General features: G+C 40.2%; 8 protein-coding genes. 3 read left to right on the top strand and 5 right to left on the bottom strand.

Annotated elements, in window-relative coordinates:
- Positions 1 to 296: 296 nt before the first annotated feature.
- The 4 genes from M1E86_RS06250 to pncB form a co-directional block, all read right to left on the bottom strand.
- A protein-coding gene (locus tag M1E86_RS06250; protein ID WP_423811116.1) for an IS3 family transposase occupies positions 297 to 1,507 on the bottom strand; the annotation gives its coding sequence in 2 pieces (ribosomal slippage) (positions 297 to 1,165 and positions 1,165 to 1,507; 1,212 coding nt in all).
- A gap of 134 nt (positions 1,508 to 1,641) precedes the next feature.
- Positions 1,642 to 2,754 (bottom strand): porin, encoded by a 1,113-nt coding sequence (locus M1E86_RS06255; RefSeq protein ID WP_426099292.1) that lies wholly within the window; start codon positions 2,752 to 2,754, stop codon positions 1,642 to 1,644.
- A 567-nt stretch (positions 2,755 to 3,321) separates the two neighbouring features.
- Positions 3,322 to 4,722 (bottom strand): asparagine--tRNA ligase, encoded by a 1,401-nt coding sequence (gene asnS, locus M1E86_RS06260; RefSeq protein ID WP_213914478.1) that lies wholly within the window; start codon positions 4,720 to 4,722, stop codon positions 3,322 to 3,324.
- Between the two features lie 490 nt (positions 4,723 to 5,212).
- Entirely contained in the window at positions 5,213 to 6,427 is a 1,215-nt protein-coding gene (gene pncB / locus M1E86_RS06265) for a nicotinate phosphoribosyltransferase (protein ID WP_213914477.1), read from the bottom strand.
- Between the two features lie 557 nt (positions 6,428 to 6,984).
- On the opposite strand from pncB, the gene pepN reads away from it, so the two are divergent.
- The 3 genes from pepN (at position 6,985) to M1E86_RS06280 (ending at position 11,754) form a co-directional block, all read left to right on the top strand.
- Positions 6,985 to 9,603 (top strand): aminopeptidase N, encoded by a 2,619-nt coding sequence (gene pepN, locus M1E86_RS06270; protein ID WP_426099293.1) that lies wholly within the window; start codon positions 6,985 to 6,987, stop codon positions 9,601 to 9,603.
- Positions 9,604 to 9,932: 329 nt separating this feature from the next.
- Positions 9,933 to 10,943 (top strand): quinone-dependent dihydroorotate dehydrogenase, encoded by a 1,011-nt coding sequence (pyrD, locus tag M1E86_RS06275; protein ID WP_213914479.1) that lies wholly within the window; start codon positions 9,933 to 9,935, stop codon positions 10,941 to 10,943.
- Positions 10,944 to 11,208: 265 nt separating this feature from the next.
- Positions 11,209 to 11,754, top strand: a complete 546-nt coding sequence (locus M1E86_RS06280) for a cell division protein ZapC (protein ID WP_102138502.1) — start codon at positions 11,209 to 11,211, stop codon at positions 11,752 to 11,754.
- 133 nt (positions 11,755 to 11,887) lie between these two features.
- Here the strand turns inward: M1E86_RS06280 and M1E86_RS06285 are convergent, their stop codons facing one another.
- Positions 11,888 to 13,003, bottom strand: a complete 1,116-nt coding sequence (locus M1E86_RS06285) for a YcbX family protein (protein WP_125892661.1) — start codon at positions 13,001 to 13,003, stop codon at positions 11,888 to 11,890.
- Between the last annotated feature and the right edge of the window lie 35 nt (positions 13,004 to 13,038).

Below are 13,038 nucleotides of genomic sequence, written 5' to 3' on the forward strand. Positions count from 1 at the left end.
GAGAATGCTTTTGGCTATCCTTGCTTGTAAACAGCCCATACAACTAAAATTGATGGATATAGCTGAAAACGGGTTTAGTCGAACGAGTCGAGTTCTCAGGGTAACGTGATAAAGGCTTTTTGCCAACCGTTTTACCAAAAATTGGCGAGATCTTGTGAGCTAGGTAGGAATTGCATGTAATCTAACCATAAATATCTATAAAGGTGGTGAATCAGTCTGTCTTACCGATAATTTGAGTGTTTCTAGGGGGGAAGTTTGAGGGAGAGTGACTAGTCCTGATATAGGTTGACAACTTTTCAGGCATAAAACGCTCGGTGAACCTCATCGGGCGTTTTATAGTTTAATGATAAATGCGGGCGCCTTTCATTATAAATCTGGATTGATTCTTCAACCAACCTTCGTGCCTGCTCTAAATTTCTTGGTTTTACTAGAAGATACTCCATTTTTAATATTCCATTAATTCTTTCTGCTAAGGCATTTTGATAGCAATCATAGCCATCAGTCATAGAACATTGAATATTATGATTTCTATGTATTTCTTGATACTCCGACGAACAATACTGTAGCCCACGATCTGAATGATGGATCAGCGATGTTGTCGAACAGCGTTTTTTTAAAGCCTGAACCAGCGACTTCTTCACCGAACTTGTTTTCATATTGTCATCTAAATGATATCCCACGATTTTTCGCGAGTACGCATCCGTAATTAAACTTAAATAGGTATCACCCTCATGTGTCGATAAATAGGTAATATCCGCTACCCAGAGTTGCTCAGGCTGTGTGGGGATAAATCCTGACTTAATTAAATTTGGATGTCGATGAAAACGATGATGGCTTAAAGTTGTTCTATGATAAGCCCGCTTATTCGGCACAAGTAACCGATGTTCCTTCAATAAAGTAAATAGCCGGTCACGACCAATAATCATTTGTTTTTGCTTTAAAATAAAATGTAACTTACGCCCTCCCAGTCTGGGATGAAAGGCGCGTTCAGACTTAACAATATCAATAATGGCCGTATCGATTTTTTGTCGTTCTTCAGTCTTATCCTGTCGCTTGTAGTAGGCTTGCCGGCTAATATTCATAAAACGACAAGCTATTGTTACGGTGAGGTTTTTAACCGTTTTTTCTTTAATAACTCGGCCTTGCGCTTTTTTGACAAGCGAACTCCGAAGTCTCTATCCATAACTTTGACAACAGCTTCAAAGAAATCGGATTTAAGCCGAGCTTCTTCAAGTTCCCTTTCGAGTAGTTTGATGCGTTGTTCTGGGGTTTGTTGCTCAGGAGTTTGGGTCATAGCAGTACCTTTATAAAGAGTATTGGGCGTACCTTCAGACCAATCTAATCTACCATGTTTACGAAGCCATACCAAAACGGTAGAACATCCTTGTATCCCATATTGATATTGAGCTTGTTTATAGGTGAGTTCGCCTTTTTCTACTTGGTCAACAACCTGTAATTTAAAAGCGAGGGAATAATCGCGTTGAGTTCGTTTAGTGATTGCTTTCATTACACTCTCCAATTTTAGATTGGAAAAGTGTCAACCTTATTTAGGATGGGTCAGAGGAAAAAATAAAAAAGCAGCGCCGAAGCGCTGCTTACAAAAACATGTTACTGTTTTCTAACTTATCAGTTAACTGATAATTAGAATTGGTAAACTAAACCTAAACCAACTACGTTATCAGTGCTGATACCGTATGCTTTGGTGAAATCATTTTTATCTAACAGGTTGATTTTATAATCAACAACTGCAGACATGTTTTTGTTGAAGTAGTAGTAAGAACCTACAGAAATATATTTAACCAGATCTTTGTTACCGTAAGTGCCTAAGTCTTTACCTTTAGATTGGTTATAACCTAAAGATGGTTTCAGACCGAAGTCGAACAGGTATTGTGCAACTAACTCAACGTTTTCAGTTTTGTTAGCAATACCTGAATCAAATTTAGTACCGCCAGCACCGTAACGAGTCATGTTTTGAGTTTGACCGTACATTGCTGCTAAGTAAACATTGTTAGCGTCGAATTTACCACCAACGTTCCAAGCTTCAGCTTTTTTACCACCAGCGTTAGGGTAGTTTTTCTGTGCAGGTGTACGTGAAGAGTTAGAATAACCACCACCCAGTGTTACGCCCCAGCCTAAGTCATAAGCGGTAGAGAAACCGAAGCCATCACCGTTGTCTTTACGAACGCTTGAGCTAGACAGGTTGTCGTCACCGTTTTTACCTTGGTATTGCAGAGCAAAGCTCAGGCCATCAACATAACCGAACGCGTTGTTGTTACGGTAAGTTAACAGGTTGCGGTTACGGCTAGTCATGAAGTTGTCTGCTTGAGCCATAGTGTCCGCACCCCATAATGGGAATACGTCGGTCCATGCGTTCGTGTCATAAACCACACCGTAGTTACGGCCGTAGTCGATTGAACCGAAATCAGCAAAACGTAAACCCGCATATGCTAAACGGTTTTTGTTTTCGCCTTCGTTCTCAGCTTTGTTAGTTTTAGTTTCCCACTCGAAACGACCAAAACCAGTCAGTTGGTCAGTGATTTGAGTATCACCTTTCAGGCCTAAACGAACGCGTGAATCATCACCGTCTTGGCTTGGAGCATCTTTGCTGCTACCGTCAGCGAGGTAGTGACGAACGTCAACTTTACCGTAAACGTCTAATTTGTTGCCGTCTTTGTTGTATACTTCAGCTGCGTTTGCTGCACCAGCAGCTAACAGAGCTGGGATAACCATTGCAAGAATATTGCGTTTCATCATTATTATTACCCTCATTGGTGTTATTCGGACACCTGCCACTGCCAAAAATAATTCGCAAAAAATAATTGGAACTATTTGTGAGAGATTAGTGTCGTCTATGTCGGCGACCAGTGTTCCATTGCTAAATAAAATTATCCACCCTCAAAGTGCTACAAAATCAAAGATTCTGAAACAAATGGTAACAAGGTGTTTCAAAATGTAAAAAATAGACCAATAAATAACCACTCATCGTACCAGTTTAAAAAATATTACAAAAATTAGGGAACTTTTTCAAAAGACAAATTGGGTTTTTTTTGAGCAGTTTAGCGAATGTAAAGTGGTTATTTATCACCAGTAAAAAGAGGATCGTGAGATTAAAAAGCAGATTATTCTTAGCGGTAGCAGATTGGTGCCATTTTGGGGTGAATTATAAGGTGATAACGTAAAAAATGTGATCGGGTTATCATGTGGCTGCAATTTTATGTAATGGACTGAAATAGTCCGTAGTTAAAAATATATTAGAGTGAAAAATAACGGGTCAACATTAGTTGACCCGTTATTTAGGGGGTTAATACAGAAAAGCGGTTATTAGAACGCAGCATTTCTTGGGGTACGTGGGAATGGAATGACTTCACGCACGTTACCGACACCAGTGACATAAGCTACTAAACGCTCAAAACCAAGGCCGAAACCTGAGTGAGGAACGGTGCCATAACGACGCAGATCACGGTACCACCAGTAATCTTCTTTATTCATACCCATTTCTTCAAGGCGTGCATCTAGCATATCAAGACGTTCTTCACGCTGTGAGCCACCGATGATCTCACCAATACCCGGTGCTAATACGTCCATCGCGGCAACCGTTTTGCCATCTTCATTGAGACGCATATAGAAAGCTTTGATGTCTTTCGGGTAGTTTTTCACAACAACAGGCGCTTTAAAGTGTTGTTCTGCTAAGTAGCGCTCATGTTCAGACGACATATCGACGCCCCAATAAACTGGGTTTTCGAATTTTTGACCACAAGTTTCAAGGATTTTAATGGCGTCTGTGTAATCAACTTGTGCAAAGTCTGAGTTAACAAAGCTTTCTAAGCGGTTGATAACGTCTTTATCAACACGTTGTGTAAAGAACTCTAAGTCATCGCGGCGTTCTTCAAGAGCAGCTTTGAAGGCGAATTTCAACATTTTTTCTGCCAGACCTGCGACATCGTCTAAAGAGGCAAAAGCCACTTCAGGTTCGACCATCCAGAACTCAGCTAAGTGACGGCTAGTATTTGAGTTTTCAGCACGGAAGGTTGGGCCGAAAGTATAGACTTTGCTAATTGCAGTTGCGTAAGCTTCACCATTCAGTTGGCCTGATACAGTTAAGAACGCTTCGCGACCAAAGAAGTCTTCGCTGAAGTCCACTTCACCTTTGTCATTACGTGGCAGGTTGTTGTAGTCCAGCGTGGAAACACGGAACATCTCACCTGCGCCTTCGGTATCGGAAGCGGTAATGATTGGCGTAGAAACCCAGAAGTAGCCTTGTTCATCAAAGAAACGGTGGATTGCTTGCGCTAAAGTGTGGCGCACACGTGCAACAGCACCAATTAAGTTAGTGCGCGGGCGCAAGTGCGCTGCTTCACGTAAAAACTCAACACTGTGGCGTTTTGCTGCCATTGGGTAGGTGTCAGGGTCTTCAACCCAGCCAACGACTTTTACAGCAGTGGCTTCAAGTTCAAATGATTGACCTTGGCCTGGGGATTCTTTTACGGTACCCGTAACTTCAACAGAACAGCCAGTTGTGAGGTGCAGGACTTCGTCATTATAATTAGATATATTATTATTAATGATAGCCTGTAACGGATTAAAGCAAGAGCCGTCATAAACGGCGAGGAAAGAAAAACCAGCATTTGAATCTCTCCTTGTACGTACCCAGCCTTGAACGGTGACTTCTGTGCCTACCGCCACTCGGCCTTGCAGTACGTCGACTACAGGCGCTACTATCATATAATTCACTCTCTTCATATTTAACGATATCTACTTCGACTATCTCAATCCGTCATACTTCGAGCCGTAGATGCGTTGGCTTCACAAACCGACCCTAGTCACATACTTATGTATGCTCCTAGGGCTCACTTTGTTTGCCGCCTTCCTACAACTCGAATTATTTAGGATGTAATTCAAATTGTTTTAAATCCATTCGACCGCTTATATCTATGAATATGATTCAAAAAATGTCATCGGCTTATGGCGATTAAAATAGTTAAAGTAGGGATATTAACGAAATCCCATTTTTCAGGGGCCAAAGCTCTATGTTACTTGCCATTTATTAGGAAACAAGTAAAAAATCGCGATAAAACATTTCTGTTGAAGCGAAGCGTGGGTATTGAGCTTAAAAGCTATAGTAATAGTAAGTGAATAAAAGAAAAAGAGGGTTTTGAAGCTCTGGGCAAGAAAAGTGCAAATTCTTACTCAGAGCTGGGGAAAAGCGACTTAGTTAACAGGCTTTTTCCATTTTAGGTAGGTCGAACGCTTTTCTGAGTTGATTGACGAACTCATCATCTTCACAAATGGTTTTTCCTGGGCTATCAGATAGCTTAGCGACAGGCTTACCATTGCACTCTACGAGTTTAATCACAATATTCAACGGGGTTACATTTGGAATATTGCAGGTTAGACGCGTGCCGATACCAAAAACAAGGTTAATCCGCTGATGAAAATAACGATATAATTCAAGTGCTTTTTGCAAGTCTAAACTGTCTGAGAACACTAGCGTTTTGCTCATCGGGTCAATCCCCAATTTTTGGTAATGAGCAATGGCTTTTTCACCCCATTCGATCGGGTCCCCTGAATCATGGCGCAATCCTTGGTAGCGGTTCGCAAAGTTAACATCAAAATCACGCAAAAAGGCATCCATGGTGATACAGTCAGTTAATGCGACACCCAAGTGATTAGGATATTCATCTAGCCAACTTTGTAATGCCTCGCGTTGGCTATTTGCTAATTCAGGGCTGATTTGCTGGTGGGCTTGGAACCATTCATGGGCTTGTGTGCCAACAGGGGATAAATCTAATTCGTGTGCAAGTTTGTAATTGCTTGTCCCAACAAGATAAGGAAATTCTTGTTTAAGCATTGAAACAATGGCGGATTGTACGTCGTAGGAGAAACGGCGGCGTGTACCAAAGTCCATGAGCTTAAAGTGAGACAAATCAAGCTGGTGTTCATCGGCTTGTTGATAGAAAACATTTAGCAGCTTTTTGAGTTGCTGAACAGCATCGTCAGGATGAATGTTTGGATGCCTATCTTTTTGGATGATTTCACTGACCAATGCAAGGAGTGGTACCTCCCACATGATCACTTCACGCCAAGGCCCACTAATGCGAATAGCCAATTGGCCTTCGTCGGTGGTACTGACAACGACTTGTTCTGGGTTAAAGCGGAATGACCTTAACCACATAAGGTAGTCTTCTTGGAAAAAAGGTAAGCGGCGGAGAAAACCCAGTTCATCATCAGAAAGTGACAATTTAGCCATTAACTGAATTTGTTGCCTAATTTCATCGGCGTAAGCACCTAAGATTTCACTGCTACGACAGCGAAATTCAGCGACAACCGGTACCTGATAGTAACGGTGGAAAACGGCCTGCTGCATATGAAGCTTGTAAGCATCGGTATCAAGCAGTGATGTAATAATTGGTGTAGCGTCTAGATTCATGGAACGCAGACATCCTCGCGGAGCTTATCTTTACCACTAATGCTGTTAATTTTTACTCTTGTTTCCCTTGAAAGCTGTTTGATTTTCAAAAAGTCACAATGAGATAAAAGTTGCAATAGTTGTTAGCTAAATCGTTAAAGTTGCAAAAGTATACTCACTTTAGCAAAAGATAGAAGTGTTATTCTACCTCTTGCTTTCAAGGAGCACGGCAATCTAAATTCGCGTATTGCTTTTTTGTATAACTATTTTCTGTATTACTATGGAATCAAATAAATACGCTTTATTCGTATTGTGCCTCATAGAAACAGATGAAAGCATTAATCACCAAAAGATACTAACACGCCATAAAATATTTAATAGTGCAATAGCACCAACAAGCAAACGAATTTTTAACAAAGTTAAGTACGGTGTGTTATATAAAACTAACATAGCTATAAAAATAGATAACATTTTTTGATGAAAATGTTTCTCAAATCCATTCACATTATTGTGGCTTATAGTATTGTATAAGTAATAAAGCAGTACGATATTGAATATAACGAATTAAAAGGTTACTTATGACCCAGTTAAGACAAGCGAAATATCGTCAGGATTATCAAGCACCTGATTACACAATTACAGAGATTGACCTCGATTTTAATCTTGACCCAGTGAAAACGATTGTTACCGCAGTAAGTAAGGTAAAACGCCTTAATCCGCAATCTTCAACGCTTGAGCTCAATGGCGAAGATTTATCGTTAGTCAGCCTAGAAGTCGATAGCAAAGCGTGGCAAAACTATAAAGAATCCGAAGGTAAATTAATTATTGAATCATTGCCTGAATCTTTCACACTACGGATTGTGAATGAAATTAGCCCTGAGAAAAATACTGCGCTAGAAGGGTTATATGTTTCAGGTGAGGCGTTATGCACACAATGTGAAGCAGAAGGTTTCCGCCATATTACCTATTACCAAGACCGACCAGATGTATTAGCTCGCTATACCACCACAATTACAGCGGATAAATTACGTTATCCTTATTTACTTTCAAATGGGAACCGTATCGCAGAAGGTGAGTTAGAAGACGGCCGCCATTGGGTTAAGTGGGAAGACCCATTCCCGAAACCAAGTTATTTATTTGCCTTAGTCGCAGGTGATTTTGACGTTTTAAAAGACACCTTTGTCACTCGCAGTGGTCGTGAAGTTGCGTTAGAGCTCTTTGTTGATAAAGGCAATTTAGACCGTGCTCCTTGGGCAATGCAGTCCCTTAAAAATGCCATGAAATGGGATGAAGAACGCTTTGGTTTAGAGTATGACCTTGATATCTATATGATTGTTGCTGTTGATTTCTTCAACATGGGAGCAATGGAAAATAAAGGGTTGAATGTCTTTAACTCGAAATATGTTTTAGCCAAAAGCGAAACCGCGACAGATAAAGACTATCTGAATATCGAATCCGTGATTGGCCACGAGTATTTCCATAATTGGACAGGAAACCGCATTACTTGTCGTGATTGGTTCCAATTGAGCCTTAAAGAAGGGCTAACCGTTTTCCGCGATCAAGAATTTAGTTCAGATTTAGGTTCTCGCTCTGTTAACCGTATCAACAATGTCAAAGTAATGCGTTCAGCCCAGTTTGCTGAGGATGCAAGCCCAATGGCGCACCCAATTCGCCCAGATAAAGTCATTGAAATGAACAACTTCTATACTTTGACTGTGTATGAAAAAGGGTCGGAAGTTATTCGCATGATCCACACTCTGTTGGGTGAGGAGATGTTCCAAGCAGGTATACAACTTTATGTTCATCGCCATGATGGCAGTGCAGCAACCTGTGACGATTTTGTGCAGGCGATGGAAGATGCGTCAAATGTTGATTTATCACTATTTCGTCGTTGGTATAGCCAGTCAGGGACACCCGTTTTAACTGTGCGTGATGAATATTCACCAGAAAAACAGCAATATACGCTACATGTTAGCCAAATGACGCCACCGACGGCAGATCAAGCAGAGAAGCAACCATTGCATATCCCATTGGATATTGAGCTCTATGATGAGCAAGGTGGAATTATCACGCTAAAACGTGAGGGTAGCGTCGTGAATTCGGTGCTAAACATTACGCAAGAAACTCAAACGTTTGTTTTTGATGAGGTGACAAGCCGCCCAGTTCCATCTTTATTACGTGAGTTTTCAGCCCCTGTAAAATTAGATTACAACTACACAGATGAGCAACTGGCTTTCTTGATGCAGCACGCAAGTAATGAATTCTCTCGTTGGGATGCGGCTCAACAACTTATTAATAATTATGTAAAAATTAATGTGGCTCATTATCAAAAAGGTGAAGCATTAGTTTTACCTGAGCCAGTGGTAGATGCTTTTCGGGGTGTATTATTAAGTGATTCGATTGATCCTGCATTAGTCGCATTGATCTTAACGTTACCTTCCGAAAACGAGCTAGCAGAATTATTTACGGTTATCGACCCTGTTGCGATCCACGAAGTTGTGAACTTTATTCATCATCATTTAGCGGTAGAAATGCATGATGAACTTCTCTCGGTTTATCGATCCATACATATTGATGGTTATCGTGTTGATCACCAAGATATTGCTAAACGCTCATTGCGTAACATTTGCCTGCAATACTTAGCCGCGGGTGATGATAGCGAGCTGGCGAACAAACTAGTGTTGGAACAATACGAATCAGCGGATAACATGACGGATTCATTGGCCGCATTGACCGCAGCAAACGAGTCACAGTTACCTTGTAAAGCCCAGTTAATGTCAGATTTTGATGAGCGCTGGCATCATGACGGGTTAGTCATGGATAAGTGGTTTACATTACAAGGGGCGAACCCTGCAAAAGAAGCGCTTGCTAATGTACGTGAATTATTGGATCACCGCTCATTTAGCATGGGTAACCCTAACCGTGTTCGCTCACTTGTTGGGGCTTTCACTGCGGGGAATCCTGTTAATTTCCATGCAGAAGATAGCAGTGGTTACCAATTTTTGTATGAAATTTTAGTTGATCTCAATACGCGCAACCCGCAAGTGGCTTCAAGACTGATTGAGCCGTTGATCCGTTTAAAACGTTACGACGAAAAGCGCCAAGCACAGATGCGTAAAGTGCTTGAGCAATTAAAAGCACTTGATAACCTGTCTGGTGATCTATTTGAAAAAATAACCAAAGCGTTAGAAAGCTAGTTTATATATAGCTAGCTAGTTGTTGGTTTTAATAAGCCGCTAAAAAATTTCATTTAGCGGCTTATTATTGTTTATGACAAAAGTGGAATATTAAATGAGAGATAACTCTCATAAAATGCTTGTTTTCCCTCGAAAACCCAGGCAAACGCATTTTTATTGATTTTTTCATAGTAAAAGGGTGGTGAGATAGGGTAATCTATAGCGCGTTTTATCCGACGAAAAAACCGCATGTATGAATGAAAGCTCGGCAAATTGTATTTGGCGGGGTTTTAGCGTGCGATATGATGTCTACTCTATTGAAACGTACTAGTAAAAATAGGTTATTGGATATGCTATATCACCTTGCCCGCAAGGCACTGTTCCAGCTCGACCCTGAAAAAGCACATGAATTGACTTTTCGCCAGCTTCAACGTTTGAATCATTCCCCTTTCCAATGTCTTATTCGCCAATCTGTTGCCACTAAACCTGTTCAATGCATGGGGCTTTCCTTCAAAAACCCACTAGGGCTCGCCGCGGGTTTAGATAAAGATGGTGAATGTATTGATGCATTTGGTGCCATGGGGTTTGGGTTTATAGAAATTGGTACGGTAACCCCTCGTCCTCAGTCAGGTAATGACAAACCGCGGTTATTTCGACTTGTAGAAGCTGAAGGTTTAATTAACCGGATGGGGTTTAATAATAAAGGTGTCGATAACCTTGTAGAGAATGTTAAAAAATCGAATTATGGCGGGATCATTGGTATCAATATTGGTAAAAATAAAGATACGCCAGTCGAACAAGGTAAAGATGACTATTTAATTTGCATGGATAAGGTCTATGCACATGCTGGTTATATTGCTATTAATATTTCCTCACCAAATACGCCTGGGCTACGAACATTACAATATGGCGAAGCACTGGATGATTTATTAAGTAGCATAAAAGCAAAGCAACTGGAATTACAATTACAGCACCAAAAATATGTGCCTGTTGCTGTAAAAGTTGCGCCTGATTTATCTGAAGAGGAAATTATCCAAGTTTCAGATAGCCTAGTTAGACATAATATCGATGGCGTTATTGCGACGAATACCACGTTAGACCGCTCTTTGGTTCAAGGGATTAATCATTGTAATGAAACGGGGGGATTAAGTGGTCGTCCTGTGCAATTAAAAAGTACGCAAGTTATTAAACTTATTTCACGTGAGTTAAATGGAAAACTGCCAATAATTGGAGTCGGTGGAATTGATTCCCTTACGGCTGCACGTGAAAAAATGGAAGCGGGTGCCTCTTTAATTCAAATTTATTCTGGTTTTATTTACCATGGGCCAAAATTAATTAAAGATATTGTTAATCATATCTAGTAATAAATTGTAAATTTACGTATCAAGGGGGTTTATTTATGCCCCCTTTTAAACTATATTGCTAATAGTGGCTATTTTTATATCAAATTGATACCAATTTGCAGCTAGTTTGCTATTTAGATAACGACATTATCCGACTATTTATAAAGTAATTTATTTAGCAGTTAATTTAGCGCATAAAAATACACTTTAGAGTAAATTTAGAAAAGATCATGATATCGATCCTTTCTGTTATATTTACCGGTAAATCGCTAAAGGATCGTTTATGAATATTAAACCTGATGATCATTGGCGTTGGTATTTTGATCATGACCATAATAGGGTGATGTTAGATCTCGCCAACGGCATGATATTTCGTTCATGTTTTCCTGCTAAGATGCTAACGGTTTTTGCTCGTAATGAGATGCCATTTAGCATCGAAGATGCAGGTGAATATTATTTATTCGATGAACAGGCTAAAAGATTAAATATTACTCATGAAGAAAGAGCTGAATTAGTCTTAAATAGCTTAGTTGCTTTTCGTTTTTTAAAACCACAGATGCCAAAGAGTTGGTATTTTTCTTCATTTCACTATATTCGTGAGCCTAAGCAAGGGCAAATAATTCAAGTGTGTTTAGAAAATACGAACCGTTACTTCACATTTATTATTGCGGAAGCTGGTCCATCTGCGAGTTTATGTTTATTAGCTGAACCAATATTAGAATTACCCGATCGAACTTTACGGTTTTGCGATCCTATTAAGATCATGAACGATCGCATGCTTGAGTATTCATCTAAAGTGAAACGTCAACTATATGGTAATGCTATTTAGGTGATCACTTAAGATCGTGGAAAAAAGAATAACTAAATAAATAGGCTTTTTGCTAATTTAATGAATCCCAGTTTGCGTGTTTAACACCATCATAGAATTGAACCCTTGATGGTGTTAAAAATAAAACCAGTGCTTAGTTAAACGCTAATTTAACAGATGTTTTCGGGATACAACTACAGGCGAGTATATAACCGTTTTCTTTAATGGCGCTTTGTTTTAATGGGGTGACTTCTCCTGAAATCAGTTTAATTTTACAGCGGCCGCAGATACCAGCACGACATGAATAAGGGATAGTTAAACCATTGGATTCTAATTGCTCAAGGATCACATTTTGGTTATCACCTTCATATTCTGTTTCTTCAAAAACTAAACTGACATTATTGGCTTGGGTCTTCAAGCTATTAGCTGCTAGGTCACTTTCACGTTCTTGAACTAAATATTGTTTTGCTGGTTTAGTTTCTAGTACCGTCAGGGTATCACCAACACGAATAACCCCCGTATTTTTAATAATCACATTTTGTCCGAAATCGACATCACCAGTTTCATCTGAACGGAAGGTTTGCAGTGTCGCAAGTGGCTCACTGTGGGGATGTTTAATTCCTTTTTCTGGGCTAACGGTCGTTAAAATGCACCGGCTACATGGCCTATCTAATGTAAAAACGACATCACCAATTTGAATGGTTTTCCATGTGTCTTCTTCAAAAGGCTTGGCACCTGTAATGATTAAATTGCCACGAAACTGCTCTAATTTAATACTCGCAGGGCAACGGCGCTGTAGTTCTTGGACTGAAGCTTCGTTGATCAGTAAGAAAGGGTAGCCATCAGCAAAAGACATCGGCACATCTTGGTGTTCTTTGACACGGCGAGAAAGCTGTGGGCTCAGCCAGCGTAGTTGTACGGGCTCATCAAAAAAGGTACTTAACCAACTATTTATCGCTTCAGGTGCAATAAGTGCATGAAAATGATTACCCCAAACTTCAGTAGGGCTCTGCTTCTCGTTAAAGTCCTGATACAATACCGTTGCACTTTCGCCATTTGGTGCTCGCAAGTGAAGACCATTATTGAGCATTACCGGTGTAAAAAGTAACATTTGTGGATATTTTCTCGCCGTAATAAACTTACCTTCCAGCGTGGTTACCATAAAATTACGATCAAAAGTCAAACCGCTAATATCAGCGAAGGCGTGGGATAAACGAACTCCTCGCATAGATTTAACTGGGTGTGTGTAAAGGCGCGAAAGCGTTATCATTTTTTAATCCTTATAATTGTGCGTAGCAACTTTAT

It is taken from the genome of Providencia sp. PROV200, from assembly GCF_049901995.1.
In the GTDB taxonomy this organism is placed as follows: domain Bacteria; phylum Pseudomonadota; class Gammaproteobacteria; order Enterobacterales; family Enterobacteriaceae; genus Providencia; species Providencia rettgeri_E.